Origin of the sequence: Rhizobium etli 8C-3 (genome assembly GCF_001908375.1) — a bacterium.
Lineage (GTDB): Bacteria > Pseudomonadota > Alphaproteobacteria > Rhizobiales > Rhizobiaceae > Rhizobium > Rhizobium etli_B.
In genome coordinates this window covers 2,215,233-2,241,563 of record NZ_CP017241.1, presented here as the reverse complement: position 1 = coordinate 2,241,563, position 26,331 = coordinate 2,215,233, and the positions used below count along the sequence as shown (strand labels likewise).

The window sequence follows — 26,331 nt, the reverse complement described above, 5'->3', positions numbered from 1 at the left end:
TGCGGTTTATGACGCAGGCGTCATGGGCGGCTGCTTCCACGTGCCCTCGAGTGCCGCTTGCTTCGGCCAGTAGAGGCGCATTGCAATGAAGAACGGTCCCTTGGGCGCAGGCAGCCAATTCGGCTCCTTGTCCTTGCCGGGGGATTCGTTCTGGACATAAAACGTCAGTCCGCCATCGGGGTCCTTGACAAACTGCGGCAGCATTGGGGAATTGAGCAAGTAACGGTTGATCGGGTTGGCGACGAGCAGGCTCTCCGGCAGATTGTACATGGTCAGCGACCAAAACGCGCTGACCGGGGGCAATTGGTCAGCTGCGAAGTGGACGGTGTATTTGTTAGCTCCGTCAAGTTTCTTGCCATCGGAATCGACGGCATAGATCGGATACATCGCCTCCTGTTTTGAATTGCCGTAGATGCCGAGCACAGCAGCTGCCATGCGGTAGAGATAATTGTTCTTCAGATATTCGCGTGTGCCAAACATATCGCCGGAGGTCACTTCCCCCGCGTCGACGCGTTTACGCAAGGCCGCAAGATCAGCCCAGGCGTCGGCCATTCCCTGATCGAGGGCGGTTTTCGTTTCGGGTGAAAGTGTGCTGGCGTCAAAGGTCTTGCCTGGCCCGACCCCGATTTTGGCGAAACGCGCCATGAGCTCGGTTTCGGACGGATCGGTCGGACAGTACTGCAGGATGAAGTTCAGGATGTTAAAAAACTCGGGCGAGGTCTTCTCTTCTTCCGGCGTCAGCGGCTTGATGAAATCGATCGCAGGCGCGCTTTCCACCGCGGTCTGGCCGAGAAATTTGGACAGCGGCTCTGCCTTGTAGCCAGCCTGGATTTTCTTGACGTTGTCGAGATCATCCGCATTGAAGAGCTGCGTGCGGTAGGCTGCGATGATAAGCTCGGTTTCCGAGATGAAGACCTTCTTGATGCCTTGGGGCGTCTCGCCCTTCCAGCCGGGTCCGGCGATAAGGAAGCTGCCGCCGTCGTTGCCAGTCGCACGGCTGCCTATGTAGTCGAAATTGAAAGTGTACGCGTCGATCAACTGAATACTGAAATAGCGATCCTTCTCGATGGGTGGCACCGTCAGCACCATCGGTTCTGCGCGCAAGTCCATGCCGATCATCGAGTAGGGTGTATCCGAGTTGGGTGTCTGAACCGCCGTGTCGGCTGGCGTATAGACACGCGGGATATTGACGAGCTGGTTCCAGGGGCCTTTGTATTCGGGATTCTTGGCGTCGACGAAGTAGGCGTGCTGAATGCGGTAGTTGTCGACCAGCGGAAAGCCGTAGATATAGGCCTCCTTGGCGATGGCGCGCGCCTCCGTCTCAACGATGTCGGCGGCTTGAGCCGTCGCGGAGCCAAACCCAGCAAACCCCGCAGCCAAAACCAGACCCTTCGTGAAATCGCGTTTTGTTATGTTCACGGCATATCCCCCTCAACACCAGACGTGAGGGTGGATGGTGCGTCTGAAGCGCGAAAGCGCAAGTATGTTACAGTAACAAACATGCCGAGTACGCATACCGTCATAACGCCCGAGCGGGCGCTGGTGGCGACCATGGCGCATCAGCCGGACCTCGTGTGCGAGTTTTGCCGACTCGCGCCCCGCTGACGAAAGGGGGCGCACAGGTTCCATGTGCCTCGGACAAGATCTAAGCCCTGCACGACTGAGCAACATAGCTGCGGCGTTTAAGCTGGCGGGCGAACGATGTCCGTGCTGGTTGCGGAAATGGCGTGCACCTGGAACACCAACTCGGCAAAGTCGAGTCCAAGCCTGGCAATCTCTCTTATCGGTGGCTCCTCCCATGTGCTTCCTGACAAACCACGACCATGGCACATCGCGATGCCGGCGGAGGAGCCGTCCACAGCATCAATCGTGGTCCCCATAAGTCTTGTCCTTTTGCGACCGAAGGACGCAGGAGACCCTGTTCCGCAGATTGGAAATGACTCGCGTTCTTCCCGGCTTGAGCGTTAACTGTTGTTCTGACGGAGGAGGAGGTAAGCCATGGCCATGTATCTCACGCGCTTCAGCTACACGCCCGAGACGTGGGCGCGCATGATTGAAAACCCCGAGGATCGCCGAGAGGCGGCACGTACTTACATTGAATCCGTGGGCGGAAAACTCCATGGGTTCTGGTATGCCTTTGGCGAGCATGATGGTTGGAATCTCTGGGAGGCGCCTGATAACGCATCGATGGCAGCCGTCGCACTTGCTATCGGCGCAGGAGGCGCGCTCAGCTCTATCGAGACCACTGTCCTCCTCAGCGTCGAGGATACGATTGAAGCCTTGGGAAAGGCCAAGTCGATTCAGTATCGTCCACCGGCAGCCTAGGCAACGGCTCAAATGCTTCCCATCCAGGTTGAAGATTAAGTGCTTCGACGATCTCGTTTCCGACGCAAGCGCTCTGTGAATTGCGCTGGAGACAACAAAGGTTTGCATCAGGTCGACAATGGCCGGAAAACGCCGGTAATTGCGGGCCGAAGTCACGGGATTCGGACCGAGGCCCCGTACGATCTGTGCTCGCCGACTGACAGGCCTCGGTTCTTCTCTAAAACAAGCCGCTACCCATGCGAATCTTTACGGTCCCGAGCTTTGTTGCCGTGACGGCATCGATTGCCACCGGCTCCAATATCTAAACCCGTTTCATCAGCAACATCCCGATGGTCGCAGTAACGTTGCGCCCACGCACCGATCATCATCAGGACCGGCAGGAAATCGCGACCCGCTTCCGTGAGAACATATTCATCGCGGGGCGGATGTTCGCAACAAAGGCGCTTTTCCATCAACCCATCTCTCGTCAAAGCCTTAAGCGCTTCGTTAGCATGGTTGGCACGATGCCGAGGCTCTTCCTGAACTGGCCAAAACGAGTGAGTCCTGCATGGGCATCCCTGAGGAGAAGAACGCTCCACGTATCGCCAACCGACTGAAGGGCGCGTGCGACAGGGCACTGGGAAAGCGAATTATTTTCCATTTAGTATCTTTTCGATAGTGACACGATATCGAAAAGATAGTAACACCGGTCCGGACAGCGATCCACTCCAATTGAAAGAGGACGACATGAGCAGTCAAAACAGCGGCGTCGCGTTAGTGACCGGTGCTTCCTCGGGCATTGGACTTGTAACCGCGCAAGCATTGGTTAAGGCCGGATATCGCGTGTTCGGCACCAGCCGCAAACCGGTGGTCGGTCCGCAAGGCATAACGATGCTCGTCTGCGACGTCACGGACGAAGCCTCGGTACAGGCAATGATTGCCGAGATCATCACGCAGACCGGACGCATCGACCTGGTCGTTAATAATGCCGGCGTAGGCCTCCTCGGTGGTGCGGAAGAGTCTTCCATTGCCCAGGCACAGCGACTGTTCGACGTCAACGTGTTTGGAGTTGCTCGCATCGTCAATGCAGTATTGCCAGTCATGCGTGCACAGAAAAGCGGTCGGATCATCAACATGAGTTCGATCCTTGGCCTGATCCCGTCTCCGTTCAATGCCTTCTATGCCTCGACTAAGCATGCCATCGAAGGCTACTCGGAATCACTCGATCATGAGGTGCGCGCTTTTGGTATCCGTGTTGTGCTCGTCGAACCCGGAGTGACGCGCACCTCGTTCGAAGAAAATCTGACGCGCGCCGATAAGCCGCTGCCAGTATATGCTTCCGAGCGGGCGCGCAGCGAAATCCTGATGCGCAAGTGGGTCGAAGATGGAGACGCTCCGCAGGTCGTTGCGGACACGGTGATCAAGGCCGCGAAGGCGAAGAAGCCCAACCTGCGCTACACTGCCGGCAAGCAGTCCGGTCAGGTCCGCGCCCTGCGTCGCTACCTGCCGGAACGAGTAATTGACGGAATCTTGCGTAAGTTCAATGGCTTTCCAGCCTAAGCCAGTGAGAAATACAGCGCCCAGAAGTGCGAAAACCAGCCCCAACCCGGCGCGTGCGCCCTCGTGCACGCCGTCACAGCACAGGAAGAGGATGGACAAGACCAATCGTCGCCATAAAAGCTGAATTCACCCGCTCCGCGCGATGACACGGAGCCCCAAGCGCACCTCACCCAAGCACATCGTAGAGCCGAAAGATCCAGCTGATCTGATAGAGCAGGCCGAGGGTGACGAAGGCGATGTGGAAGCGCCGGTTGCGCGTCCAAGCCGCGACGGCGCAAGAGGCGATATAGGCGAGGTTGCGGATGAGGTATTCCCGGCCGAGCACATGGACATAAGCCTCGCCCTTCAGCCAGGTATCGCCGAGGTCCACGCCATAGGTCAGCGCCAGCATGCCGAAGAACCAGATGCGCCGGGAGATGAAATAGTCCTCGTAGTCGCCATACTCCTCGATCGAGGTGGGGAAGAGCAGGACGCTGAGGAAATAGAACAGGCAGCAGAAGCTGATCAGGAAGAGGTAAACGCCGAAGGTGATGACGACCAGCGAGCCGAGGCGATACTCCCACCACCAGAAATGGATGATGAAGAGGAACATCGATGCGACCCAGCCGAGATGGACATGGTAGACGCGGTGTTTCTTTGGCGACTGTACGATGCCGGCGAGGCCCGTGAGCAGGCGGGTGAGACTGAGACCGATGATCATCGCCATTATGGCGCGGATATAAACGAAGACCTCCGGTGTCGCCGCCGCCTGCATAGATGTCAATCCTCGGGGACCGGCTTCGGCGCCCCGTTCTCGTCGAGCGCCACCATGATGAAGGTGCCGGCCGTGACCTTTTCCATCTTGTTGTAGCGAGAACGGTGCGCCCAGGCCTCGACGCAAAGGGTAATCGAGGTGCGGCCGACGCGGTCGATATCGGTAAAGACCGAAAGCGTGTCGCCGATCTTCACCGGCAACTGGAAGGCCATTTCCTTGACAGCTGCGGTGACCACGCGGCCCCTGGCGCGTTCGGCGGCGCGAATCCCGCTCGCCAGGTCCATCTGCGCCATAACCCATCCGCCGAAGATATCGCCTGCGGGGTTGGCATCGCCGGGCATGGCAAGCGTGCGGAGCGTCAATTCGCCTTTCGGCCTTACGGTCTCGGTCATGGTCCCACTTCGCGATGTTTCAGGTTTCGATTCCGCCCGCACGGTAATGCAAAGCGCACGCGAAATGAACACGCAAACGACAAGCGGTTTATGCAAGGGCCGCCGCGGGTGCTGAAATAAATCGCTTCGATATGAGAATCAAAGACAATTCAGTCTGTTGCAACGCGAGACGGACCGTGGGCGACCACACCTTCCGTAACGTTATGTCGCCTCACTCTAATATTAGTTCACCGTCCAGTAATGGATCCTACTCATCATCGAAAAATCGATTCTGCATGGGAATGCCGGGGGAATTCATGCGTAACATCAAGATATCAACGCGTCTCTATTGTCTCGTCGGCCTGACGCTGGCGATCTTTGTCGCGACGATGATTTTCTTTCTGAACTATTCTTATTCCGAACTGGAAATGGAGAGAAAATCGGGTCTTGCGCAGATGGACTCGACGGCGGTCAACATCCTGCAGAAATACTACAAGATGGAACAGGCAGGGACGCTGACGCGCGATGAGGCGCAAAAGGCTGCCAAAGACGTGGTCGCCGCCATGCGCTATGGCGGCAGCGGCTACTTCTGGATCAACGACATGCGCCCTGTCATGGTGATGCACCCGATCAAGCCGGAGCTGAACGGTACCGACCTTTCGCAGAACAAGGACCCGGCCGGCAAATTCCTTTTCATGGAGTTCGTCAATGTCGTGAAGGCCCATGGCGAGGGTTTTGTCGACTACTATTGGCCTAAACCGGGTGCTGATCAGCCCGTCCTGAAATACTCGCACGTTGCTGGCTTCGAGCCATGGGGCTGGATCGTCGGCACCGGCGTCTATTCCGACGATCTTGCAGCGCTCTACTGGCAGAATGCGATCTGGACGGCGATATTTTGCGCGATCGGGGCTGCAATCATCGTTTCCGTTGCCTATGCGATCGTCAAGAGCGTTACCGCACCTGTCGCACGCATCGGCGCGGCGATGCATGAGATCGCCGGCGAAAACGGTGCGGTCGAAGTCTCCGACAGCGACCGGCGTGACGAGATCGGCCACATGGCAAAGGCCCTGCTGGTATTGCGCGACTCGATGCTCGACCGCAGCAGAATGCGTGCCCGTGAAGACGAGCGCCAGCGCGAGATCGACGGCGAACGCCGAGGCAATGAAGAGAGCCTGCGTGCTGCAGCCGAGCGCCAGAACCACGCGATGCAGGCGCTGGGCGCCGGCCTCGAGAAGCTTGCAATGGGCGACCTCACGGTTTCGATCGGCGATCTGGGCGAGGACTATTCAAAGCTGCGCTCCGACTTCAATGCTGCCGTCGGCGCCCTCAACGACGTCATCCAGGCGATCGCCGAATCGAGCAATGTCGTGAACGACAACGCATCGGGTATCAGCGAGGCCACCAACAATCTGTCGAAGCGCACCGAGCAGCAGGCTGCTGCGCTCGAAGAGACGGCAGCCGCACTCGATGAGATCACCGCAACGGTGCGGACCGCGTCCGAACGGGCGACCGAAGCCCGCGAGATGGTCGCCGAGACCAAGGCGAGTGCTGGGAAATCCGGTGAAATCGTACGGAATGCGGTTAGCGCGATGAGCCGGATTGAGGAGTCCTCCAGCCGGATCGGCCAGATCATCGGGGTGATTGACGAGATCGCCTTCCAGACCAACCTTTTGGCGCTCAATGCAGGTGTCGAGGCCGCACGCGCAGGCGAGGCCGGCCGGGGCTTTGCGGTCGTCGCGCAAGAGGTTCGCGAACTCGCGCAACGTTCGGCAAATGCCGCCAAGGAGATCAAGACACTGATCAGCAACTCGGCGGCGGAAGTTGAATCCGGTGTGGCGCTGGTTCGCTCCACGGGCGATGCTCTGGTCGAGATCGAGACGCTGGTGAACAAGGTCAACGACCATGTGAATACAATTGCCACCGCCGCGCGAGAGCAGGCTACGGGCCTCCACGAGATCAACACCTCCGTCAACCACATGGATCAGATGACCCAGCAGAACGCTGCCATGGTGGAGGAAACGACGGCGGCGAGCCAGACGCTTGCCGAAGAGAGCAGTCAGCTTCGTACGCTGCTTGCCAAGTTCCGCCTCGACTCGCGCGCGTCGCAGCGTAACGCGCGACTTGCAGCTTGATCAGCGGTCGAGCCGGGCCTGCCCTTCTCCACTTGCGGGGTAAGCTTTCATTCATCGTTTTTAGTTAAATTCGAGCCAAATTCTTCAATGCAAGCAGGGCTGCGGGAGCGATGGAGAGTATTGTGTCTACCTCCCTTTTGCGGCGCGTCGCGCTGCCGGTGCTGATATCCACCAGCCTTGCGACCTGTTCCATCAGCGACGGCATGATACCGCCGGCAAGCGTCGACCGGGGCACGAAGGTGAGTTCGATCTCGCCGATGCCGGGTCAAGGCGCGATGCGCATGGCACCCGCCGACGCCCAACCGTCCTATCCTGTTTCCAATGCACCGGTATCGAACACCGAAGGCTCGATCGATTATCTCGACACGCCGAACCTTGCGGGCACCGGACATTCTGCGCGCCCCGGCAGCCAGCCGATGCCGAGGAAGCTGCCGGCAGTCCATGGTGATGAGAATCTGGCGCAAGCGCAGGGGCAGCCTCAGAACTGGGGCGGCACCCAGCAGCTTTCCGTGCCTTCCGGCGGCGTCAACATGGATGCCGAGCTTGGCGCGGAGCCCGTCGTCGGGCTGGCGCAGGAACAGCACATGCAGATCGCCGAAGGAAACTCGGCTGAACCTGTGGTCGACGGGATCGGCACCGACAATCCGACGCAATTGAACCGGACGGCCATGCCGCGGTCCGCCGCCCAGGCGGAAATGAGCCGTGCCCCCGTGTGGAACGACGGCAGTTCGGTGATCGAGCCGTCGCGCGTTCCGGAAGAGGACGAGAGCCAGGACGTGGCGATGCTCAGGCCGAACGACCCGATGATGAGCCGACCGGTTGCCCCGGACCCGAACGTGATGCCGGCCTCAGAGCTTGCCTGCCGCCGCGAGTTGAAACGCATGGGCGTGATCTTCGCCGATAAGCCGGCGATCAACGACGGCCCGTCCTGCCAGGTGCCTTATCCGGTCTCGCTGCAGGGGCTTTCCGGCAATATCGGCGTGAGGCCTGCGGTGACGCTGAATTGCCAGGTGACACTTGCCTTCGCCAAATGGGTGAAGAACGAGCTCGCGCCATCGGCCCGTTTTCGCTACTGGTCCGGTGTCAAGACGATCCAGCCGCTCGGCGGTTATTCCTGCCGGCGCATGAACAACAGCCGCCAGAGATACAATCCGATGTCCGAACACGCACGCGGCAACGCGATCGACGTCGGCAAGTTCGTGCTGAAGAACGGCCACCAGATCGACGTGCGCAGGAAGGGCCTCTTCTCTTTCCGCGAGGGCAGGCTGCTGAGGGCTGTGCGTTCCGACAGCTGCCGGTACTTCAACACCGTGCTCGGCCCCGGTAGCAATCCGGAGCACTGGAACCATTTTCACTTCGATCTCAGATCCCGCAAAGGCGGCAGGGTCTATTGCGGTTAATCCTGGTGGGCTACGGATGCGGGACTGGAGGGTAGCGGTGGCAGCCGGCGCCAAAAGCCAGGAGGATCGCTCCGCCTTGGCAATGGCCGATTCAAGCTAATTCTCTCAAGCCGAGTTTCAGATCGAACCGCGAAGATCTCGCGATCCGATTCCGATAGCCTTTGCTTGATCCTGATTGCTACTCATTGATCTCCGGCTCGACAAGCCGTGCCAGGTTTTGCAGCGACTCCTGCCAGCCGAGGTAACAAGCCTCTGGTGGAATAACGTCGGGCACACCTGCCTGCGTTATCTCCAACTCGGTACCGACCGAAACTTTCTTCAAGATCACAGTGACTTCCATTTCGCCAGGCAGGTTAGGGTCGTCGAATTTGTCCGTGTAGCGCAGCCGTTCTGCCGGGACGAGCTCGACATATTCGCCACCAAATGCGTGGCTTTTTCCTGTTGTGAAATTCCGGAAGGACATTTTGAACTTTCCGCCGACTGTCGATTCGAAGTGGTGCACTGTGCAGGTAAAGCCGTCAGGGGGAAGCCACTTGGCGAGCGCATCCGCTTCGAGAAACGCGCGGTAGATCTTCTCCGGGCTGGTTGCCAGGACGCGATGCAAGCGTATTGTGTTCGGCATGGTTGTGATCCTTTTCAATGATGAAATTGACGATCCTAAGGACGAACGGGGCTTTGTTAATCCGACACCGACCTGTTGTTGAAGCAAAGATTGCTGAGACCTGCGAGGTACGATTTGAGCGAGATCAGCCATCGTTGGAAAAACAAATCCTCCGCTTTGCGCCACCACCGGTCCTTGCGATACGGAAGTAATTGCAGCGACCTACTATCACTAAGTATATGAATTGAGCGGCATGTTTTTCGTCAACAAGCGAGACATTCGATGCGCATTTCCTCTTTACCAGCCCCTCCGTACTATATGGTCAGCTTCACCTCGCAGCGAACGGATGTGGACGATGGTTATGGCGAGATGGGCCATGCAATGACCGAACTCGCAAGTCGACAACCGGGTTATCTTGGCTTCGAAAGTGCTCGCGGAGCAGACGGCTTCGGCATATTAATCTCCTACTGGAAGGACGAGGCAAGCATCCGTGCGTGGAAGTCGGTCGTCGATCATGTCGAAGCACAACGTCGAGGACGCAAAGACTGGTACTCCCGATACGAAATTCGAGTGGCACTTGTTCAGCGAGCCTATGGGTTTGACTTTGCGAAGCAGTAAACTGCGACGGAAGCAGATCGGCATGCGTCTGATGACCGCATTTGGAGCCGGTATGGGCAGTTCCTCTTCGGCCAAGCGCAGAAAAAGGAAGTATTGGCCAACCAGAGGCAACTGACCTGACCTAGCTGCCGCATAGGACGTCCAGATTACGTTCCACCATTGCGACCGAGGAATTGAGCCATGGCAGGCTACCGGGGAGGACGAAATGAGCGTCAAACGCATTGTCGCGAACATCGTGGTTTCCGATATAAAAGCCGCCAAGGCTTTCTATCAGGGCATCCTCGGCATGGATGTCGTCATGGATCATGGGTGGATCGTGACTTATGCGGCGGATGCGAGCACCAGGCCGCAGGTCAGCTTTGCGATCGAAGGCGGCTCCGGGACGCCGGTGCCCGATCTTTCTATCGAAGTCGACAATCTCGACGAGGTCTATCAGCGGGTCATCGGCGAAGGCATCGCGGTGGAATATGGTCCGGCGAGCGAGCCTTGGGGGGTGCGGCGGTTTTACGTGCGCGACCCTTTCGGCCGGCTGGTGAATATTCTGAGGCACGCTTGATCTAATGCGGTATGCCAGGAAGCGGATGCTTTTCCCGCGCAAAAGAAAGCCGGCTCCGGAGCCGGCTCAAGCTGGGCCGGCCGGGGAGGGGAACGCGCGGCCGGGTAGGATTACTGGCATGACTGCTTACCATACACGAGGCAGCGGAGATCGGACGTAACGAGCGCCCTGGATACGGTTCCGCGAACGGATGGGCGGCGGCGCGGGAGCCGTTGCTTGCCTCGACACTTCTTATCTGCGAAGAAGATCACCGCTTGATGACAAATAAAACCTGCGGCTGATTTTCCTTTCCGTGATCCGGCCTGCTTGGAAGTAGGGGAGATCGCGATGCCGGCCCTTTCGGAGCTTGCCCTTTTTGCGCCGATGATGGCGGCTGCGGGCGCGGTAGCGGGGCTGCTTGCCGGTCTCCTCGGCATTGGCGGCGGCGCGATCCTCGTTCCGGTCTTCTATCAGGTATTCGGCTTGCTCGATGTGCCGGAGGCGGTGCGCATGCACCTTTCGGTCGGTACCTCGCTTGCGATTATCGTCCCGACGTCGCTCAGGTCCTATATGGCGCATCGCAATCATGGGGCGGTCGACCAGAAGCTTTTGAACGGCTGGATCATCGCGGTGCCACTCGGCGCAATCGTCGCGGCGGTGATTGCCTCGGAAGCGTCGAGCGTCACCTTGCGATTCATCTTTGCAACGGTCGCGCTGGTCGTCGCTTTGCGCATGTTGTTTAACCGCGCGAGCTGGCGGCTCGGTAGCGATTTGCCGGATAATCCATTCAAGTTCCTGGTCGGGACAGGCATCGGTATTCTTTCCGGCCTGATGGGGATCGGTGGCGGCGTTCTCAACAATACCTTCATGACGCTCTTCTCTCGGCCGATGCACCAGGCGGTGGCGACGTCTGCGGGGGTTGGCGTGCTGATCTCGCTGCCGGGATTGTTTGGCTATGCCTGGGCCGGTTGGGGTGTATCGGGCCTGCCACCGTTTTCGACCGGCTACGTCAGCTGGATCGCCGTGGTGTTCATCATTCCGCTGACGATGTATGTCGCGCCGATCGGCGCGCGGCTTGCGCATCGGATGAGCAAGCGTCAATTGGAGATCGGCTTTGGCATCTTCCTGATCGTTACTGCCGCGCGGTTCCTCATCAGCATCTACGCATAAAGATGCTTTCGCTGAATAGTCTGTTCAGCGTCGGCAGGATGTCAAAGTTCAATAAAGGGGCTATATAGCGGACGAAAAACGAGGAAATACTCAAGAAATCCGCAATGGCACCCATCATTTCCATCCGAAATCTCACAAAAAGCTATGCCAACGGGTTCGAGGCGCTGAAAGGCATCGATCTCGATGTCGAGAAGGGCGAGATCCTGGCTCTGCTCGGACCGAACGGCGCGGGCAAGACGACGATGATTTCGATCATCTGCGGCATCGTCAATCCGAGCAGCGGCCAGGTGCTGGTCGCCGGGCACGATGTCGTCAAGGACTTCCGCGCGACGCGGACGATGATCGGGCTCGTGCCGCAGGAACTGACGACCGATCAGTTCGAGACCGTATGGAATACGGTGAGCTTTTCGCGCGGCCTGCACGGCAAGAAACCGAACCCGGCGCATATCGAAAAGGTCTTGCGCGACCTTTCGCTGTGGAACAAGAAGGACAATATGCTGCGGGAGCTTTCCGGCGGCATGAAGCGGCGCGTGCTGATCGCCAAGGCACTCAGCCACGAGCCGGAGATCCTCTTCCTCGACGAGCCGACGGCAGGCGTCGACGTGACGCTGCGCAAGGATATGTGGCGGGTCGTGGAAAGGCTGCGCGAGTCCGGCGTTACCATCATCCTGACGACGCATTACATCGAAGAGGCCGAAGAGATCGCCGACCGCGTCGGCGTGATCAACGGCGGCAAGCTGCTGCTGGTCGAAGACAAGACCGCGCTGATGACGAAGCTCGGCCGAAAGCAGCTGATCCTCGAGCTTGCCGAACCGCTCGACAAGCTGCCCGACTGTTTCTCCGGAAACGGTCTGTCGCTGGAACCCGACGGAAACCGCCTGATATACGATTTCGATGCGCATAGCGAGCAGGAGAGCATTGCCGCGTTGCTCACCCGGCTTGCGGCGCAGAACATCCACTTCAAGGATCTTTCGACGCGGCAGAGTTCGCTCGAGGATATCTTCGTGGCGCTCGTGGGAGGCACGAAATGAACTTCGAAGCCATCAAGTCGATCTATTTCTTCGAAATGGCGCGCACGCGCCGCACGCTGCTGCAGAGCGTCTTTTCTCCGGTCATTTCCACCTCGCTCTATTTCATCGTCTTCGGCGCGGCGATCGGTTCGCGTATCCAAGAGGTGGAGGGCGTTTCCTACGGCGCCTTCATCACGCCGGGTCTCATCATGCTGACGCTGCTCGGGCAATGCATCGGCAACGGTTCCTTCGGCATCTATTTCCCGAAATTCACCGGTACGATCTACGAGGTGCTGTCAGCGCCGGTTGCGATGACGGAGATCCTGCTCGGCTATGTGGGAGCTGCGGCCACCAAAGGGCTGCTGATCGGGCTCATTATCCTTCTGACGGCAAATGCCTTCGTGGAGGTGAGGATCGAGCATCCCTTCATGATGATCCTGTTCTTCCTGCTGACGGCAGTGACGTTCAGCCTGTTCGGCTTCATGATCGGCATATGGGCAGGCAACTTCGAGCAATTGAACCTGATCCCGATGCTCGTCGTGCCGCCGCTGACCTTCCTCGGTGGCAGCTTCTATTCGATCAATATGCTGCCGCCCTTCTGGCAGGCCGTCAGCCACTTCAATCCGGTGCTCTACCTGGTGAGCGGCTTCCGATGGAGTTTCTATGGCATCGCCGACGTCAATCCGCTGCTCAGCCTTGGGATGATCACCATGTTCCTGGCGATCTGCCTTGCGACACTTGGCTGGATTTTCAAGACAGGGTACCGGCTGCGGAACTGAAGCCGGCCTGCGAAACGATGCGATCCAGGTCACGCCGGAGGCGATCGACGACCGCAACAAGCTTGTCGTTGCGGAAGGTGCTGGCGTTCATCGTGGTGCCGTCTTTGGCATCGAACCTCGACTGGTATTGACCGATTTGCGAAGCGCGTGCGGCCGATGCCGGCAAGAACCTCGATACCCCGGCCTGGCGCTGCGACAAGACCTGCCTCCCGCCCCTGAATGTGGCGGGCGATCAGATCCTATTGATTGTTGGCAGGAAGGATACGACCTGCCTGCGGTGGGCGGCATCCAGGGTATCTATGCGGTCTTTCCAGAACTGTGCGGCCTCGGGCGTATCTTTTTCCCAGCAGCGGGTGGACACGATGTTATCGTCGATCACCGCTCGGCGATGGCCGCCAAGGCGCAGATATTCGTCCGCGAGTTGCTTCGAGGGATTTTCCATGGCCAGCGCCTCCTTTCAATCCTTTCAACCCGGATGCGCGACGCAATGTTCCATGGGTTGAAGAATATAGAGCTGGGCGCCGAGCTGCGCTGCTCCTCAGGCACGCTTTGATCTGTCCTGCGAGGTGTTCAGTGCCACGGCGGCGCGAATGAGCGCCTTGAAGGCTTCTTCGTCGATCACATCGCTCTCATGGAAATCGATGGCACGCCTCGTGTTGCCTTCGAGACTGGAGTTGAAGAGACCTGAAGGATCCTCCAATGAGGCGCCCTTGGCGAAGGTCAGCTTCACAGCGTTCTTGTAGGTCTCGCCGGTGCAGATGATGCCGGCGTGGTTCCACACGGGAACCCCCAACATGTTCGAGGGCTTTCTCCATTTTACCTCCTCGACCACCTCGGTGTCGGCCTCCTTGATGAGGCTTCGGAGCCTGGCGAGCGTCTTGCCCCGCCAATCGCCTAGCGCGGCTACTTTCGCATCGATCAGCTGAGACGGAGAGGCTTCTGCTTCCTTCATGGCGTTCTTCTTCATGTGGTTGTCGCTTTCATCATAATGGTCGCTTACAGTCGTTCGCCGGGCAGCCGGCTGGCTTGCTCCACCCAATCGGCGAACTGAGATTCGTCGAGTTCGCCCTCATGGATGTCGAGATAGCGCACGTCCTTGTGCTTGGATCGGCCGGGGGGAAGAGGGCGCAGCAATGCCCCGCGGAAGAACGTCACTTTCACGTATTTCGTGAAGCAATGAAAGCTGAGGAACCAGACATGGTCCTCGACACCATAGAAGGGCGAGTTCCATTTGACCGCCTTGCGCACGCCAGGGACTGTGCGCTCGATGAGCGCGTCCAGACGTCGCCCGACGTCGCTCTTCCAGCCCGGCATGGCCGCGATGTAGGCCTGCACGGGGGCCTCGCCGTAACCCTTGGCGATCTGGGGGTTGCCGCCTGAGAGAAGGACTGGTTCTGTGGAGGGCGGTTTGGCAGTGGCCCCGTTTGCGGCCGTCGCCGACTTCCTGTCCGTCTTGCGGTCCATGTTGCTCATGCCTCCCGCCACTTCGCGACATAAGGCCGCACGAACATGTAAAGTCCCGTGAGCATGAGCAAGAATAGCGGCAGCAGTGGCGAGTAGACGATCCAGCTGCGGGGCTCTTCCGATCCCATAGCGACGAAGTTGGCGACGACGGTCGCCGCAAAGGCGATGGACAGCCAGCGGTGGAACTGCCGAATCCAATGACTCCAGTTCAATGGAACCTCCTTTGAGTATCAGCCGAAGGGCAAGGCGCGACCTCAGTCTGCCCGCGACAAGACCTGTTCCAGGTTTGCGAAGAACTGCTGCCACCCTGCCTTTGCACCCCCGTACGCCTGCTTCTGATCCGGCCGGAAGCCCGACTGCTCCATGCGCAGATGGGTGCCCGTGTCGGTTGGGGTGAGCGTGAAGGTCACAACGCTCTGCAGATTATAGGCCGCATCGTTGTGTGCAAAGTTCCAGGTGTAGGACAGCGTTCTGTTCGGCTCCACGGCGAGGACCTCGCAGTCCAGCACGCCGCCCCAGTCTCCGCGAAGATTGAAACGGTGCCCTATATCTGGCTTGAAGTCGTTCGTCATGAGCCACTCCTTAATCAGGTGTGGCTGCGTGAGCGCGCGCCAGATCTTTTCCGGCGGAAAGGGAATCTCCCGTTCGACGATGACGGAAAGCGTTTGGGTCGCGGCTTTGTTCATTGATCCATCCTTTTGAGCAGATCTTCGAGATCGTTGAACCGGCTCTGCCAGAAACCCGCCATCTGGCTTGTCCAGTCGATCAGCGGGGCGAGGGCTGCAAGCTGCGCGCTGTAGTGCGTGTGGCGGCCTTCGTGGCGGTCGCGTACCAGCCCCGCCTGCTTCAGGACTCCCAGATGCTTTGAGACGACCGGCTGGGAGACCTCGGCCCGGGCCGTCAAGGCCCCGACCGTCTTTTCTCCTTCGCGGCACAGCCGCTCGAAGAGAGCCCGCCGGGTCGGGTCGGCGAGCGTTCTGAAGAGCATATCGGGATCGTTCGACATTTGGATCCATACTCCGCTGGCTATGGATTGACGTATAGTCATGTAGGTATGAGTGAGTCAAGGCAAAATCGGTATGGAACAGGGACGCGCATTGTCAAAGGGGCAACTTAATATACCCCGTAGGCTATGCATGGTGCAATTATTGTCATCGATGACGCTTTACCGCTGCGATGTGGCGAAGCGGGTGGTGGTGGTGATCCGATTGCACAACCTAGTCGCGCATTCTCAGTTCATCCGTCTGCATCTGCAGGGAACCCAGCGTTTGGAGAAAGCTCATGCCGAGCAGGCTCTTGTCGAGTGCGCCGTCTTCGGCGACGCTGGCGGCGACGTCGGTGCGCACGATGGGGCCGATGGCGATGCGGTCGAGCATCACGGGGGCGGCGCGTGCTCGGCCGTTCGCCGTCATGACGGTCATCGAATAGGTGAGATTTTCGGGGATGATGCCGATGCGCTCTGCGTCCGTATGCGACAAGGCCACCATGCTGGCGCCGGTATCGACAAGCATCGGGATCGTCCGGCCGTTGACCGAAACGTCGGCCTCGAAATGGCCGTTCAGCAGCTTGTGCAGGATGACCTCGTTGCTGCCATCGCTGGTGGTGACGACGACGGCCCGGCCGGGCACGAGACCGGCTAGAAGGCGGTTGCCGACGCCCAACAGGTCCTGGCGGTAGAGATAGACCGTTGCCAGGGCCAGGATGATGACCAGCCAGATCATCAGGTTGCGCATGGTTTCGCCGGCGCTGCGGCGGCTTGCCCAAATGCCGGCAGACAGCATCAGCACGATCGGCAGGAGATAGACCATGCGCCCGAAGTCGTCGATGTTCATGCCGAGCACGCGATCGCTGTCATGGTTGTAGACGAGCACCGCAAGCCCGATCCCGAGGATCAGAAGGAAGAGCCCGAGCCGGTTCATGAACGATGGTCCGGCATTGCGGCCGCCTCGCGGATCGGGGCCGCCGGTTCGCAGAGGCGCGCGGCAAGGACAGTCGTGATGCGCTGCCTTTCTTCATCCGAAAAGGACATCCAGTTGCCGATCTCCTGAAGCGTGCGGCCGCAACCCGTACAAAAGCCGGTAGCGGGATCGATTGAGCATACGTGGATGCAGGGCGTTTGCATGAGCGGAATATCGTGATTTCACAAGGCCGTGGCAAGGGCGCAGAAGGCTGCGATTTCGGAAATCTGCTGCGCAGCGCCGAGCGTGTCGCCCGTATGTCCGGCAAGCTTGCGGCGCATATAGAGCGTGAAGGCGATGACGGCGATGCCCGTTGCAAGCAGGCTGCAGACAAGCGCCAGCAGGCCGAGCGCCGGCCAGACGAGAAGGGCCGAAAAGAGGCAGGCGGACACCAGCGCGACGTGCATTGCGCTTTCGCCGGGTTGGCCCGAGGAGGCGGCGATGCCATCCGTCTTTGCCGGCGGCAGACGGTGCCAGTGCCAGACGAGCGCGGCACGGCTGAGGCAACCGCCCGCGGGGATGGCGAAGGCGGCGGCAAGCGGGGCGACCTCGCGGGCGATGGCAGCAAGCGCTGCGGCGCGAAGTGCCAGCGAGAAGACGAGGGCAATCGCGCCGTAGCTGCCGATGCGGCTGTCCTTCATGATCGCCAGCGCGTGGGCGCGGTCACGTCCGCCGCCGATGCCGTCGGCAGTGTCGGATAGCCCGTCTTCGTGCAGTGCGCCGGTGATGAGCGTCTGGACGGCGAGTGCGACGAACGCCGCCATCAGACGGTCGGCGCGCAGGCCAAGGAGAATGAGAAAGACGAGGGCCGGAAGAAGCCCGATCAAAATGCCGGCGAGCGGGAAGGCGCGCACCGTGCGGGTGAGCTTGCCGTCGTCTGCGGAAAAAACCCATTGCGGCACGGGAAGCCTGCTCAGAAAAGCGACGGCGCGGGCAGTGTCGAGCGCATAGGCCTTGATGTTCATGTCTCCAACTTCATGCATGAAAAGTGCGACGCTTTGGGAGTTGTGAGGCCTGCCCGCTGCCTTTATTAGAGTCGCGACGACAGAAGCCGATTTGCCTGCAAAACACAAGTTGGCCGGGGTCTTTGGACAGAAGCAAATATAAGGAAGCCGAATTCATGAGCGTTTCAGGCCTGCCGTTCGACGATTTCCGCGCGCTGCTGCGCGATCTGCCGGGACCGGATACCCGGTCGCTGGTGGCAGCGCGCGAGCGCGACGCGCAGCTGACGAAGCCGCCGGGCGCACTCGGGCGGCTCGAGGAGATCGCCTTCTGGCTGGCGGCCTGGACGGGCAGGGCGCCTGCCGTCAACCGGCCGCTGGTTGCGATCTTCGCCGGCAATCACGGCGTGGCGAAACAGGGCATCACGCCCTTTCCGCCGGCCGTGACGCAGCAGATGGTGGAAAATTTCGCCGCCGGCGGTGCGGCGATCAACCAGATTTGCGTCGCCTACGATCTCGGGCTGAAGGTCTTCGATCTGGCGCTCGACTTTCCGACCGGTGACATCACCGAAGAGGCAGCACTTTCCGAGCGCGATTGCGCGGCAACCATGGCCTTCGGCATGGAGGCGATTGCGGGCGGCACGGACCTGCTGTGCATCGGCGAGATGGGCATCGGCAACACGACCATCGCTGCGGCGATCAACTACGCGCTTTACGGCGGCTCGGCGCGCGACTGGGTCGGCCCCGGAACCGGTTCCGAGGGCGAGATGCTGGAGCGCAAGGTGGCAGCCGTCGAGCGCGCGATCGAATTGCACCGCGACCACCTGAACGATCCGCTGGAAATCATGCGCCGCCTGGGCGGCCGCGAGATTGCGGCAATGGCCGGCGCCATTCTTGCTGCGCGCGTCGAAAAGATACCTGTGCTGATCGACGGTTATGTGGCGACGGCGGCAGGCGCCATCCTGCAGGCGGCCAATCCGTCGGCTCTCGATCACTGCCTGATCGGCCATGTCTCAGCCGAACCGGGGCATCTCAGGGCAATCGAGATGCTCGGCAAAACACCGCTTCTGGCGCTCGGCATGCGGCTTGGCGAGGGAACGGGTGCGGCACTTGCCGCCGGCATCGTAAAGGCCGCCGCGGCCTGCCATTCCGGAATGGCCACATTCTCGCAGGCAGGCGTTGCCAACAAACACTGAGCTCTGGAGCGTCGTGTCAGACGATGGCGGGTGCTTGCGGCGGAAGCCTCGAACCGGTATTCGCATTTTGACCCATGGACGGCGGCTGCGGCCGCCGCCGACTTAACGACGAGGACGTGCATTGACCAAACCTGCCATAGGCAAACAGACGGGTGTGAGCCATTTCTTCGCTGCCGCCGTCTATTCCTGGGCGGGCTTCCAGCGCCTGATCAAGGAATCGGCCTTCCGGCAGGAACTGGTCTTTGCCGCGGTTTCGCTGATCCTGCTTGCCGCCGTCGGTGCATCGCCGTGGGAAATGATGATTGCCGTCGTGCTGTTTCTGGTGCTCTTCGCCGTCGAGGCGCTGAATACGGCGATCGAGGAGGTGATCGACCGCATCTCGCCGGAAATCTCGATGGTCGGCAAACATGCCAAGGATCTTGGCTCCTTTGCCGTCCTGTGCGCGATTGCCGCCTGCGGGCTCTATCTTCTCGTCACGATCGGCGCGCACCTCATTGAAATCGTCCTTTCCTGACGCAGATGGCATCAGGATTTTTCTCCGATCGCTTTCTCGAAAAACAGGCTGATCGGTGACGGCTTATAGGTGCCGAAGGGGCCGCGCTCCCTGTATCCGGCCGAACGATACAGTTTTTGTCCATCCGTATTCCTGATACCAACTTCCATTTGGATAAGACGAATTCCTTTGGACATGGCCGCTGCTTCTGCGGCTTGCAACAGTGCTCTTCCAACACCCTGCTGTCTGAACCTCTGGTCTACGATCATCCGCTTGAGCTCCGCCGTGCCATCATGATCGTCGAAGAGCGCGCAGCATCCTACTGCGGTAAGGTTGGCAATGCGTGCGACAAAGACTGAAATATGTGGTGCGGACAAGGTTTGCGGATCGAGAGGCCGGCGATACTGTCCGGGATAGAGCGAAGCTGCAACCGCATCGGACAGCAAGAGAAGCGAGGCCACGTCATCTTGCCGCGGGTTTTCTTGCCTGACGTTCAACTTCGTTTGCACCGGTCTGCCACCCTGGTTTCGTGCAGGTTTGCCAAGATCAGGCGAAGCTCTTGCGCTTGCGGGAAACGGGCTGCGCCTCCTCGACGGCCGGCAGGCTCTGCAGCACGCGCTTGGCGGGCAGAATGGCGATCACTTCGGTGCCTTCGCGCAGCTTTGATTTCAGGACGAACTGGCCGTCATGCTTGGCAAGGATCGCCTGGACGATCGGCAGGCCGAGGCCGGTACCCTGTTCGGCGCTCTTAATGGCGATCGATCCCTGGCCGAAGGCGGAGAGAACGACGGGTATTTCGTCCTCGGGGATGCCAGGGCCATTGTCCTTGATGGAGATGTACTGGCCGCCGCCTGCCGTCCATCCGACCTTGACATGGATTTCACCGGCCTGCGGCGTGAACTTCACTGCGTTTGAAAGCAGGTTCAGCACAACCTGGCGCAACGACTTCTCGTCAGCCCAGACCGACGGCAGCTCCCGTTCGAACTGCTGGGTGATGGAAATGTTCTTGCCCCTGGCACGCAGCTGCACCATGCCGATGCAATCTTCCGCGATGTCAAGGAGCGAGATCGCTTCTTCGATGAGTTCGTATTTTCCGGCCTCGATGCGCGACAGGTCGAGGATCTCGTTGATAAGGTTCAGCAGATGCTGGCCTGAACGGTGGATGTCGTTGGTATACTCCTTGTAGGTCGGGTTGTTCAGCGGGCCCATGACCTCGGCCGACATCACCTCGGAGAAGCCGAGGATGGCATTCAGCGGCGTGCGCAGCTCATGGGACATGGAGGCGAGGAAGCGCGACTTGGCAAGGTTTGCCTCTTCCGCGCGCCGACGCGCCTCGTCGGACATGGATTTGGCGACTTCGAGCTCGGCGATCAAGTCGTCCTTTTCCGACTGGAAGGAGAGGATCTTGAGGTTCGACTGGAAGAGGCGGTCGCTGATGTAGTTGAAGAAAATGACGGTCGTCGTGAAAACGGCAGCCAGGCTCAGCTCAAGCAGGTCGCGCGAGACGCCGGCCTTTGCAGCGAGTGCCACGACGGAGGGCGCGAAGGCAACGAGCACGGCGGGCGTCAGCATGAAATTCGACATTGCCGTAACGGAAAGCGCGATGAGAAGCGTTGCGCCCTTGAACAGGATGAAGCCGGCAGGATCGCAGGCGTCGCACTGTTGAAGCGCGAAGACGGCCCAGCAGCTGCCGATCATCAGCTGGCCGAAAAGCAAGATGCGGCGCCATTTGCGCGCCGAGTCCGGCGACATCTCCTTTTTGCGGGCGCGGCGCACGAGATAGATGTTTGCTGCGTAGGCAGTCAGCGTCAGTACCGACCAGAGCAAGATTTGTGTGTTGCCGGTGAAATAGATGCCGAGTACCGCAACGATGATGACGAAGAGCGGCATGATCGACGCGCCCTGGATGAAGGCGCTCATATACATCCTGAGCGCATCGCGATCGAAGGCGGCGGCGGAGGAATGGCCCGATTGCAGACGCTCGCGCGTCTGCCGCACAGCCCGGGAGACAGGCTTGTTGCGGTGACTGCGGGATTTGTCGACGATAATCTTATCGGTCGATGTGCTGACGCCGGTACTCATGTGCACAATGATACTTGATCCGCGGATGGTTCCACCGTAACCCGCAATTCTTAAGAAGTTGTTTGCCATTTTTGCCAACGGTTTGTTTTTCAAGGAGGCGAAAGCGTGGCGCGTGGTTTTAAATCGATACGCGACGGTGTCACCGCTTTGGCAATTCTTGCGCTGATCTGGCTGTTTGCCGCAAAGCTCGACGACCGGCCCGATACCCTGCATTCCGGCAGGTTTCATGCGGCAGACGGCGACAGCCTGACGGCCGGTGCCGAACGCATGCGGCTGAAGGGCATCGATGCGCCGGAGCTCCACCAGAGCTGCGAGCGCGGCGGAAAGCGCTGGGCTTGCGGCCGGGCGGCAAAAGAGGCATTGCAGGCTCTGGTGTCCGAACGTGATACCCGATGCGGCGGCGCCGGACGAGACCACTATGACCGATTGCTCGTCGTCTGCCGGAGCGGCGGCATCGATCTCAACGCAGAGATGGTGGCCAGAGGCATGGCTGTCTCCAATGGCGATTACGAGCGGGAAGAGGCGAGGGCGCGGGCGCAAAGGGCCGGTCTCTGGGCGGGGGCATTCAAGCGTCCGCGCGACGTGCGCGACCATGAGCGCAGGCAATCAGGATTAGAGGATGCCAGGCGGTGACGGGATGGCAGTGACGGGCGAAGCGGCGCTTGCGGCGCTGTACAGCGAAATTGCGCGCTGTCGCATCTGCCGCGATCGCCCATTGCGGGGCGACGATCGGCTACCGCACGAGCCGCGGCCGGTCGTCGTGATGTCGTCCACCGCGCGCATCCTGATTGCAGGCCAGGCGCCGGGGCTCAGGGTGCATGAAAGCGGCATTCCCTTCAACGATGCCTCCGGAGACCGTTTGCGCGGCTGGCTGCAGGTGGACCGCGAGACATTCTACGACGCAAAGCGGTTCGCGATCGTGCCGATGGGCTTCTGTTTTCCGGGCTATGACGCCAAGGGCAGCGACCTGCCGCCGCGGCGGGAATGCGCGCCGCTTTGGCGCCAGAGAGTGATCGATCGGATGGCGCAGATCGAGCTGGTTCTCACCGTGGGTCAATATGCCCAGGCGTGGCATTTGAGCGGATTGCGCAAGCCGAACATGACCGAAACGGTAAAGGCGTGGCGCGAGACGCTGTTTTCAAACCGCAGTCCGGCGGTCTTGCCGCTGCCGCATCCAAGCTGGCGCAACAGCGGCTGGCTGAAGCGCAATCCCTGGTTCGAAGCAGAACTGCTCCCGGTGCTGCGGGACAGAGTAAAATTGCTCATATCCTGAAACAAAATTCTTCTCTGGCACCGGAATCGCGTTATATAGAGAAAATAATTCGAAAAGGGCTTTCGCATATGGACCGTCTCGACCGCAAGATATTGCGTCTTTTGCAAGAAGATTCGACTTTGGCTGTTGCCGATCTCGCCAAGAAGGTCGGCCTTTCGACAACGCCGTGCTGGCGCCGTATCCAGAAGATGGAAGAGGACGGCGTGATCAAGCGCCGCGTCGCCATCCTCGACCCCGAGAAGGTCAACACGAAGGTCACGGTTTTCGTCTCGATCCGCACCGCGACGCATTCGATCGAGTGGCTGAGGCGTTTTTCCGAAGTGGTCTCGGACTTTCCCGAAGTTGTCGAATTCTACCGCATGAGCGGCGACGTCGATTACCTGCTGCGCGTGGTCGTGCCGGATATCGCCGCCTATGACGCCTTCTATAAGCGGCTGATCGCCAAGATCGAAATCCGCGACGTTTCTTCTGCCTTCGCCATGGAGCAGATCAAGTATTCGACGCAGCTGCCGCTTGATTACATGGTCCTGGACAATGCAAAGTCCAGCGAGGATTGAAGTCCAGCCATTCCGCGGGAAGGGCAAGCATGGCACCTGCCGCTCATCAACGCGGTCAGGTAGCCGCACCGGCAACGTTGCCTTTTGAGCCGTCGTTGCCCGCACGTCATGCCTGGCATCGTAACTGGCCTGAGGTGCGCCCAATTGCTTTGGCGCACAGGATCCTCGAATATCCTTCAGTCATTCACGGCGCAGTTGCCTCGGGGCTCCATTCCTGTGACAGGTAAAAGAGCGAGGGAAATTGGTGGCAATGATGCGGCAGATAGCCAACGCCGCGCGTGCTGTTGCATTCGCCCATCCTCGCACTGGCGGCTGGCTCCTACTTCAATTTCCCCATCACCTTCTCATTGGTCAGCTCCCTGACGGCGTCCTTGCCGATCCAGCGGGCGATTTTATCGGGGTGTACGGCCAGGCGTTCGGCAAGGGCCAGCGCCGGGGCGTGGCAGTAGCGGCTGCGCTTGCCGATGTTGCGAAGCGCCCAGTTGACGGCTTTGCGCACGAAGTTGCGCGGGTCGGCAGAATGCGACTCGATCAGGGGAAGCCAGGCGAGGAGAGCTTCGTCCGGGTCCTGCTTGCGGTGGACAGCAGCGCCGGCGATCATGGCAAAGGCGGTGCGGCGGACGAATTCACCTTCGTCGGCGGCAAACTGGAAAATCAAGTCATCCAGCCTCGCCTCGACGAAGAGATCTGCGGCGCAATCGACAATTTCCCAGGAGTTGAGATCCTTCACCCAGCGGCAGGCGTCCGCGCGCGTAAGCTTCTTCGGCTCGGCCGTGTAGAGCGCCAGCATGCGTGCCTCGCGAATTTCGCTTAGCCAGAGCTGTCGAGCGCGGGCGTGGTCCTTCTTCGCAAGGCGGGCGATTTTCTTGAGGTCGGGATTGGAAATGCCGAGCGCGGTGCCGGTGACGATGCCGAAGCGGGTCATGCCGGTAATTTTCTCTTCCGAGCGCAGTGTCTGCAGATGTGCGATCAGCTCGGCTGCGCTCGCGCCGGGGCCGATCATTTTTCCAGACGCGCCAAAAGGGAGGACGTATCCCAGCGGTTGCCGCCGATCGCCTGGACGTCGCCGTAGAATTGATCGACGAGGGCGGTGAGAGGCAGTTTCGCGCCGTTGGCGCGTGCTTCGGTGAGCACGATGGCGAGATCCTTGCGCATCCAGTCGACGGCGAAACCGAAATCGTATTTACCCTGGTTCATGGTCTTGTGGCGGTTCTCCATCTGCCAGGAGCCGGCGGCACCCTTGGAGATGACATCGACAACCTTCTCGATGTCGAGGCCGGCACGCTTGCCGAAATGGATGCCTTCTGCGAGCCCTTGGACGATCCCGGCGATGCAGATCTGGTTGATCATCTTGGTGAGCTGGCCGGAGCCTGCAGGACCCATGAGGCCGACCATGCGGGCATAGGCGTCGATGACCGGCCTTGCCCTTTCGAAGACGACTTCATCGCCGCCGCACATGACGGTGAGCACGCCGTTTTCCGCACCCGCCTGGCCGCCGGAAACCGGTGCGTCAATGAAATCGCTGCCTTTTGCCTTGGCGGCATCGTAAAGCTCGCGGGCGACTTCGGCGCTGGCGGTGGTGTTGTCGATGAGCACGGCGCCCTTCTTCATGCCTTCCAAGACGCCGCCCTTGCTGATGGTGACCGAACGCAGGTCGTCGTCATTTCCGACGCAGGTGAAGACGAAGTCGGCATCTGCTGCTGCTTCGGCAGGGGTTGCGGCAAATTTGCCCGCGAACCTGGTGGCCCAGTCCGCAGCCTTGGATGCCGTGCGGTTATAGACGGTGACATCGTGGCCGCCCTTCGTCTTCAAGTGACCTGCCATGGGGTAGCCCATGACGCCGAGACCGATGAACGCGACTTTTGCCATATGCCAGATCCTTCTCCTGAATTTGGGGCATGATTAGCCGAAAGTGCTACGGCAGGAAAGCCAGGTGACGCCGGTGCGTTTGCCATTCGCATTCTCGGAAGGGGCTTTGGAATAAAATTTCGCTGATCGAGCACATTGCGGTCAGGAAAACCGCCCGGGTGCCAAAAGTTACAAATTAAATTGTCGATTAAATATATAGACATTATCATTATGCACTCATCGCAACGACCGGCAGAACCAGGGATGCTGCCGCAGCAAAGGGGATTGCCATGATTTCTCGACGCCAGACGCTCGGACTTATCGGTGCTGCTGCTGCAACTGCCGTTCTGCCGGCCATCAGACCCGCACGCGCGACAGCCACAGACTTTCGGATCGGCTGGCAGAAGAACGGCGTGCTTGCGCTCGCCAAGCGCCGCGGGGCGCTCGAGAGCCGACTTGCCGATCGTGGCATCACGGTTAGCTGGTCAGAATTCACATCCGGCCCGCCGCTGCTCGAAGCGCTCGGTGCCGGTGCGCTGGACTTTGGCGCAACTGGCGATGTGCCGCCGCTCTTTGCGCAGGCTGCCGGCGGCCATCTCTATTATGTCGGCACCTATCGCGGCAGCCCGGCAGGTTCGGCGATCCTCGTGCGCAAGGGCTCTCCGATCAAGTCTCTCGAAGACCTGAAGGGCAAGAAGGTGGCGTTCAAGCGCGGTTCCAGCGCGCATAACGTTGCGGTGAAGGTCTTACGCAAGGCAGGGTTGACACTCGATGATGTCCAGCCGCTGGACCTGGCGCCGCCGGATGCGGCTCCTGCTTTCAGGAACGGCAGCATCGATGCCTGGTCGATCTGGGATCCTTACCTTGCGATCGCCGAAGCCGATCCGGAGACCCGTATCCTGACGACGGCCGAGGGCATCGTTGCCTCCTACAGCTATTTCCTCGCCAACCAGGACTTCACCGATGCCAACGGTCATGTCGTCGTCGACGTGATCGACGAACTCGCCAGGGTCGGCACGTCGGCACAGGGCAAGCTCGACGATACGGTCAGGGAGCTTTCCGAAATCACCGGCGTGCCGGCCGAGGTGACCCGCGTGGCGCTGTCGCGGCCGGGCGCCGATCTCGGTGCTGTAACGACCATCACCGACGATGCGGCTGCCTACCAGCAGGCGCTTGCCGATGAATTCTACGAGCTCGGCATCGTGCCGAAGCAGTTGACCATCGGCGACATCGTCTGGCGGCCAAAGGCGAGCTGATATCTGTCCGGTTTTTCAATGGAGATTTC

General features: G+C 59.9%; 33 protein-coding genes and 1 pseudogene. 15 read left to right on the top strand and 19 right to left on the bottom strand.

All coding sequences use genetic code 11. The annotated features are described in order from the left end of the window. Positions 1-6: 6 nt before the first annotated feature. On the bottom strand, positions 7-1,419 hold the full coding sequence (locus AM571_RS11425; protein WP_074061499.1) for a DUF1254 domain-containing protein: 1,413 nt from the start codon (positions 1,417-1,419) through the stop codon (positions 7-9). A gap of 579 nt (positions 1,420-1,998) precedes the next feature. On the opposite strand from AM571_RS11425, the gene AM571_RS11415 reads away from it, so the two are divergent. Then, positions 1,999-2,325, top strand: coding sequence for a GYD domain-containing protein (locus tag AM571_RS11415; protein WP_074061497.1), 327 nt, complete (start codon positions 1,999-2,001; stop codon positions 2,323-2,325). A gap of 217 nt (positions 2,326-2,542) precedes the next feature. Here the strand turns inward: AM571_RS11415 and AM571_RS11410 are convergent. Then, positions 2,543-2,965 (bottom strand): annotated as a pseudogene (locus AM571_RS11410) (winged helix-turn-helix transcriptional regulator). 86 nt (positions 2,966-3,051) lie between these two features. Between AM571_RS11410 and AM571_RS11405 the strand changes: the two are divergent. Beyond that, a complete protein-coding gene (locus tag AM571_RS11405) occupies positions 3,052-3,864 on the top strand; it encodes an oxidoreductase (RefSeq protein WP_074061496.1) in 813 nt (270 codons plus the stop codon). 166 nt (positions 3,865-4,030) lie between these two features. Here AM571_RS11405 and AM571_RS11400 read toward each other — a convergent pair whose 3' ends face one another. Together AM571_RS11400 and AM571_RS11395 are read right to left on the bottom strand one after the other, a co-directional pair. Continuing rightward, complete coding sequence (locus AM571_RS11400; protein WP_074061495.1) at positions 4,031-4,618, bottom strand: hypothetical protein; 588 nt, start codon at positions 4,616-4,618, stop codon at positions 4,031-4,033. 5 nt (positions 4,619-4,623) lie between these two features. Beyond that, positions 4,624-5,010, bottom strand: a complete 387-nt coding sequence (locus AM571_RS11395; protein ID WP_074061494.1) for an acyl-CoA thioesterase — start codon at positions 5,008-5,010, stop codon at positions 4,624-4,626. 296 nt (positions 5,011-5,306) lie between these two features. Here AM571_RS11395 and AM571_RS11390 point away from each other — a divergent pair, with 296 nt between their 5' ends. Both AM571_RS11390 and AM571_RS11385 read left to right on the top strand, forming a co-directional pair. Further along, on the top strand, positions 5,307-7,121 hold the full coding sequence (locus AM571_RS11390) for a methyl-accepting chemotaxis protein (RefSeq protein ID WP_074063194.1): 1,815 nt from the start codon (positions 5,307-5,309) through the stop codon (positions 7,119-7,121). Positions 7,122-7,231: 110 nt separating this feature from the next. After that, on the top strand, positions 7,232-8,521 hold the full coding sequence (locus AM571_RS11385) for an extensin family protein (protein ID WP_074061493.1): 1,290 nt from the start codon (positions 7,232-7,234) through the stop codon (positions 8,519-8,521). A 178-nt stretch (positions 8,522-8,699) separates the two neighbouring features. Here AM571_RS11385 and AM571_RS11380 read toward each other — a convergent pair whose 3' ends face one another. Next, a complete protein-coding gene (locus AM571_RS11380) occupies positions 8,700-9,143 on the bottom strand; it encodes an SRPBCC family protein (protein WP_074061492.1) in 444 nt (147 codons plus the stop codon). A 261-nt stretch (positions 9,144-9,404) separates the two neighbouring features. Here AM571_RS11380 and AM571_RS11375 point away from each other — a divergent pair, with 261 nt between their 5' ends. The 5 genes from AM571_RS11375 to AM571_RS11355 all read left to right on the top strand — a co-directional run bounded on the left by AM571_RS11375 (position 9,405) and on the right by AM571_RS11355 (position 13,234). After that, complete coding sequence (locus AM571_RS11375) at positions 9,405-9,740, top strand: antibiotic biosynthesis monooxygenase family protein (RefSeq protein ID WP_074061491.1); 336 nt, start codon at positions 9,405-9,407, stop codon at positions 9,738-9,740. Between the two features lie 205 nt (positions 9,741-9,945). Next, complete coding sequence (locus tag AM571_RS11370; protein ID WP_074061490.1) at positions 9,946-10,296, top strand: VOC family protein; 351 nt, start codon at positions 9,946-9,948, stop codon at positions 10,294-10,296. 327 nt (positions 10,297-10,623) lie between these two features. Further along, entirely contained in the window at positions 10,624-11,445 is an 822-nt protein-coding gene (locus AM571_RS11365; RefSeq protein WP_074061489.1) for a sulfite exporter TauE/SafE family protein, read from the top strand. A gap of 104 nt (positions 11,446-11,549) precedes the next feature. Then, complete coding sequence (locus AM571_RS11360; protein WP_074061488.1) at positions 11,550-12,476, top strand: ABC transporter ATP-binding protein; 927 nt, start codon at positions 11,550-11,552, stop codon at positions 12,474-12,476. Further along, positions 12,473-13,234, top strand: a complete 762-nt coding sequence (locus AM571_RS11355) for an ABC transporter permease (RefSeq protein WP_074061487.1) — start codon at positions 12,473-12,475, stop codon at positions 13,232-13,234. Before AM571_RS11360 ends, AM571_RS11355 begins: the two co-directional genes overlap by 4 nt. On the opposite strand, the gene AM571_RS11350 is transcribed toward AM571_RS11355, so the two are convergent. From AM571_RS11350 to AM571_RS11305, 10 genes are all read right to left on the bottom strand, one after another. Then, positions 13,206-13,433, bottom strand: coding sequence for a hypothetical protein (locus tag AM571_RS11350; RefSeq protein WP_074061486.1), 228 nt, complete (start codon positions 13,431-13,433; stop codon positions 13,206-13,208). The genes AM571_RS11355 and AM571_RS11350 overlap by 29 nt on opposite strands. 33 nt (positions 13,434-13,466) lie before the next feature. Then, positions 13,467-13,676 carry a hypothetical protein gene (locus AM571_RS11345; protein ID WP_074061485.1) on the bottom strand — a complete coding sequence of 70 codons (210 nt, stop codon included), beginning with the start codon at positions 13,674-13,676 and terminating at the stop codon, positions 13,467-13,469. A 96-nt stretch (positions 13,677-13,772) separates the two neighbouring features. Continuing rightward, positions 13,773-14,186, bottom strand: coding sequence for a DUF1801 domain-containing protein (locus AM571_RS11340; protein ID WP_420493348.1), 414 nt, complete (start codon positions 14,184-14,186; stop codon positions 13,773-13,775). Positions 14,187-14,230: 44 nt separating this feature from the next. After that, a complete protein-coding gene (locus tag AM571_RS11335; protein ID WP_074063193.1) occupies positions 14,231-14,698 on the bottom strand; it encodes a DUF1801 domain-containing protein in 468 nt (155 codons plus the stop codon). 5 nt (positions 14,699-14,703) lie between these two features. Then, positions 14,704-14,910, bottom strand: coding sequence for a hypothetical protein (locus tag AM571_RS11330; protein WP_074061483.1), 207 nt, complete (start codon positions 14,908-14,910; stop codon positions 14,704-14,706). A gap of 42 nt (positions 14,911-14,952) precedes the next feature. Then, the gene (locus AM571_RS11325; protein WP_074061482.1) at positions 14,953-15,384 is read right to left on the bottom strand and encodes an SRPBCC family protein; all 432 of its coding nucleotides are present in this window, start codon (positions 15,382-15,384) and stop codon (positions 14,953-14,955) included. Next, a complete protein-coding gene (locus tag AM571_RS11320; RefSeq protein WP_074061481.1) occupies positions 15,381-15,704 on the bottom strand; it encodes an ArsR/SmtB family transcription factor in 324 nt (107 codons plus the stop codon). The genes AM571_RS11325 and AM571_RS11320 overlap by 4 nt, the downstream gene beginning before the upstream one ends. A 211-nt stretch (positions 15,705-15,915) precedes the next feature. Continuing rightward, positions 15,916-16,617: a TIGR02281 family clan AA aspartic protease gene (locus tag AM571_RS11315; RefSeq protein ID WP_074061480.1), complete on the bottom strand. Its 702-nt coding sequence runs from the start codon at positions 16,615-16,617 to the stop codon at positions 15,916-15,918. Next, positions 16,614-16,820, bottom strand: coding sequence for a DUF1289 domain-containing protein (locus AM571_RS11310; protein WP_074061479.1), 207 nt, complete (start codon positions 16,818-16,820; stop codon positions 16,614-16,616). The genes AM571_RS11315 and AM571_RS11310 overlap by 4 nt, the downstream gene beginning before the upstream one ends. 18 nt (positions 16,821-16,838) lie before the next feature. Beyond that, complete coding sequence (locus AM571_RS11305) at positions 16,839-17,621, bottom strand: adenosylcobinamide-GDP ribazoletransferase (RefSeq protein WP_074061478.1); 783 nt, start codon at positions 17,619-17,621, stop codon at positions 16,839-16,841. Positions 17,622-17,776: 155 nt separating this feature from the next. Between AM571_RS11305 and cobT the strand changes: the two genes are divergently transcribed. Beyond that, the gene (gene cobT, locus AM571_RS11300) at positions 17,777-18,793 is read left to right on the top strand and encodes a nicotinate-nucleotide--dimethylbenzimidazole phosphoribosyltransferase (protein WP_074063192.1); all 1,017 of its coding nucleotides are present in this window, start codon (positions 17,777-17,779) and stop codon (positions 18,791-18,793) included. 121 nt (positions 18,794-18,914) lie between these two features. Continuing rightward, positions 18,915-19,307, top strand: a complete 393-nt coding sequence (locus tag AM571_RS11295) for a diacylglycerol kinase (protein ID WP_074061477.1) — start codon at positions 18,915-18,917, stop codon at positions 19,305-19,307. Between the two features lie 11 nt (positions 19,308-19,318). On the opposite strand, the gene AM571_RS11290 is transcribed toward AM571_RS11295, so the two are convergent. Both AM571_RS11290 and AM571_RS11285 read right to left on the bottom strand, forming a co-directional pair. Then, positions 19,319-19,795 carry a GNAT family N-acetyltransferase gene (locus AM571_RS11290; protein ID WP_074061476.1) on the bottom strand — a complete coding sequence of 159 codons (477 nt, stop codon included), beginning with the start codon at positions 19,793-19,795 and terminating at the stop codon, positions 19,319-19,321. A gap of 37 nt (positions 19,796-19,832) precedes the next feature. Next, the gene (locus AM571_RS11285) at positions 19,833-21,368 is read right to left on the bottom strand and encodes a sensor histidine kinase (RefSeq protein WP_074063191.1); all 1,536 of its coding nucleotides are present in this window, start codon (positions 21,366-21,368) and stop codon (positions 19,833-19,835) included. A gap of 105 nt (positions 21,369-21,473) precedes the next feature. Here AM571_RS11285 and AM571_RS11280 point away from each other — a divergent pair, with 105 nt between their 5' ends. The 3 genes from AM571_RS11280 (at position 21,474) to AM571_RS11270 (ending at position 23,198) form a co-directional block, all read left to right on the top strand. Further along, complete coding sequence (locus AM571_RS11280) at positions 21,474-22,001, top strand: thermonuclease family protein (protein WP_074061475.1); 528 nt, start codon at positions 21,474-21,476, stop codon at positions 21,999-22,001. A gap of 10 nt (positions 22,002-22,011) precedes the next feature. Continuing rightward, the gene (locus tag AM571_RS11275) at positions 22,012-22,641 is read left to right on the top strand and encodes a uracil-DNA glycosylase family protein (protein ID WP_074063190.1); all 630 of its coding nucleotides are present in this window, start codon (positions 22,012-22,014) and stop codon (positions 22,639-22,641) included. Positions 22,642-22,709: 68 nt separating this feature from the next. Continuing rightward, on the top strand, positions 22,710-23,198 hold the full coding sequence (locus AM571_RS11270) for an Lrp/AsnC family transcriptional regulator (protein WP_074061474.1): 489 nt from the start codon (positions 22,710-22,712) through the stop codon (positions 23,196-23,198). A 319-nt stretch (positions 23,199-23,517) separates the two neighbouring features. Here AM571_RS11270 and AM571_RS11265 read toward each other — a convergent pair whose 3' ends face one another. Further along, complete coding sequence (locus AM571_RS11265) at positions 23,518-24,201, bottom strand: DNA alkylation repair protein (protein ID WP_074061473.1); 684 nt, start codon at positions 24,199-24,201, stop codon at positions 23,518-23,520. Then, the gene (locus tag AM571_RS11260; protein WP_074061472.1) at positions 24,198-25,067 is read right to left on the bottom strand and encodes an NAD(P)-dependent oxidoreductase; all 870 of its coding nucleotides are present in this window, start codon (positions 25,065-25,067) and stop codon (positions 24,198-24,200) included. Before AM571_RS11260 ends, AM571_RS11265 begins: the two co-directional genes overlap by 4 nt. Before the next feature lie 269 nt (positions 25,068-25,336). On the opposite strand from AM571_RS11260, the gene AM571_RS11255 reads away from it, so the two are divergent. Next, positions 25,337-26,302 carry an aliphatic sulfonate ABC transporter substrate-binding protein gene (locus tag AM571_RS11255; RefSeq protein WP_074061471.1) on the top strand — a complete coding sequence of 322 codons (966 nt, stop codon included), beginning with the start codon at positions 25,337-25,339 and terminating at the stop codon, positions 26,300-26,302. Positions 26,303-26,331 lie beyond the last annotated feature (29 nt).

What these genes read in the sequence shown, in the direction of transcription:
- AM571_RS11415 (WP_074061497.1), top strand. Translation starts at nt 1,999, where the DNA reads ATGGCCATGTATCTCACGCGCTTCAGCTACACGCCCGAGACGTGGGCG.
- AM571_RS11405 (WP_074061496.1), top strand. Translation starts at nt 3,052, where the DNA reads ATGAGCAGTCAAAACAGCGGCGTCGCGTTAGTGACCGGTGCTTCCTCG.
- AM571_RS11400 (WP_074061495.1), bottom strand. Translation starts at nt 4,618, where the DNA reads ATGCAGGCGGCGGCGACACCGGAGGTCTTCGTTTATATCCGCGCCATA.
- AM571_RS11395 (WP_074061494.1), bottom strand. Translation starts at nt 5,010, where the DNA reads ATGACCGAGACCGTAAGGCCGAAAGGCGAATTGACGCTCCGCACGCTT.
- AM571_RS11390 (WP_074063194.1), top strand. Translation starts at nt 5,307, where the DNA reads ATGCGTAACATCAAGATATCAACGCGTCTCTATTGTCTCGTCGGCCTG.
- AM571_RS11385 (WP_074061493.1), top strand. Translation starts at nt 7,232, where the DNA reads ATGGAGAGTATTGTGTCTACCTCCCTTTTGCGGCGCGTCGCGCTGCCG.
- AM571_RS11380 (WP_074061492.1), bottom strand. Translation starts at nt 9,143, where the DNA reads ATGCCGAACACAATACGCTTGCATCGCGTCCTGGCAACCAGCCCGGAG.
- AM571_RS11375 (WP_074061491.1), top strand. Translation starts at nt 9,405, where the DNA reads ATGCGCATTTCCTCTTTACCAGCCCCTCCGTACTATATGGTCAGCTTC.
- AM571_RS11370 (WP_074061490.1), top strand. Translation starts at nt 9,946, where the DNA reads ATGAGCGTCAAACGCATTGTCGCGAACATCGTGGTTTCCGATATAAAA.
- AM571_RS11365 (WP_074061489.1), top strand. Translation starts at nt 10,624, where the DNA reads ATGCCGGCCCTTTCGGAGCTTGCCCTTTTTGCGCCGATGATGGCGGCT.
- AM571_RS11360 (WP_074061488.1), top strand. Translation starts at nt 11,550, where the DNA reads ATGGCACCCATCATTTCCATCCGAAATCTCACAAAAAGCTATGCCAAC.
- AM571_RS11355 (WP_074061487.1), top strand. Translation starts at nt 12,473, where the DNA reads ATGAACTTCGAAGCCATCAAGTCGATCTATTTCTTCGAAATGGCGCGC.
- AM571_RS11345 (WP_074061485.1), bottom strand. Translation starts at nt 13,676, where the DNA reads ATGGAAAATCCCTCGAAGCAACTCGCGGACGAATATCTGCGCCTTGGC.
- AM571_RS11340 (WP_420493348.1), bottom strand. Translation starts at nt 14,186, where the DNA reads ATGAAGGAAGCAGAAGCCTCTCCGTCTCAGCTGATCGATGCGAAAGTA.
- AM571_RS11335 (WP_074063193.1), bottom strand. Translation starts at nt 14,698, where the DNA reads ATGGACCGCAAGACGGACAGGAAGTCGGCGACGGCCGCAAACGGGGCC.
- AM571_RS11325 (WP_074061482.1), bottom strand. Translation starts at nt 15,384, where the DNA reads ATGAACAAAGCCGCGACCCAAACGCTTTCCGTCATCGTCGAACGGGAG.
- AM571_RS11320 (WP_074061481.1), bottom strand. Translation starts at nt 15,704, where the DNA reads ATGTCGAACGATCCCGATATGCTCTTCAGAACGCTCGCCGACCCGACC.
- AM571_RS11315 (WP_074061480.1), bottom strand. Translation starts at nt 16,617, where the DNA reads ATGAACCGGCTCGGGCTCTTCCTTCTGATCCTCGGGATCGGGCTTGCG.
- AM571_RS11310 (WP_074061479.1), bottom strand. Translation starts at nt 16,820, where the DNA reads ATGCAAACGCCCTGCATCCACGTATGCTCAATCGATCCCGCTACCGGC.
- AM571_RS11305 (WP_074061478.1), bottom strand. Translation starts at nt 17,621, where the DNA reads ATGAACATCAAGGCCTATGCGCTCGACACTGCCCGCGCCGTCGCTTTT.
- cobT (WP_074063192.1), top strand. Translation starts at nt 17,777, where the DNA reads ATGAGCGTTTCAGGCCTGCCGTTCGACGATTTCCGCGCGCTGCTGCGC.
- AM571_RS11285 (WP_074063191.1), bottom strand. Translation starts at nt 21,368, where the DNA reads ATGAGTACCGGCGTCAGCACATCGACCGATAAGATTATCGTCGACAAA.
- AM571_RS11270 (WP_074061474.1), top strand. Translation starts at nt 22,710, where the DNA reads ATGGACCGTCTCGACCGCAAGATATTGCGTCTTTTGCAAGAAGATTCG.
- AM571_RS11265 (WP_074061473.1), bottom strand. Translation starts at nt 24,201, where the DNA reads ATGATCGGCCCCGGCGCGAGCGCAGCCGAGCTGATCGCACATCTGCAG.
- AM571_RS11260 (WP_074061472.1), bottom strand. Translation starts at nt 25,067, where the DNA reads ATGGCAAAAGTCGCGTTCATCGGTCTCGGCGTCATGGGCTACCCCATG.
- AM571_RS11255 (WP_074061471.1), top strand. Translation starts at nt 25,337, where the DNA reads ATGATTTCTCGACGCCAGACGCTCGGACTTATCGGTGCTGCTGCTGCA.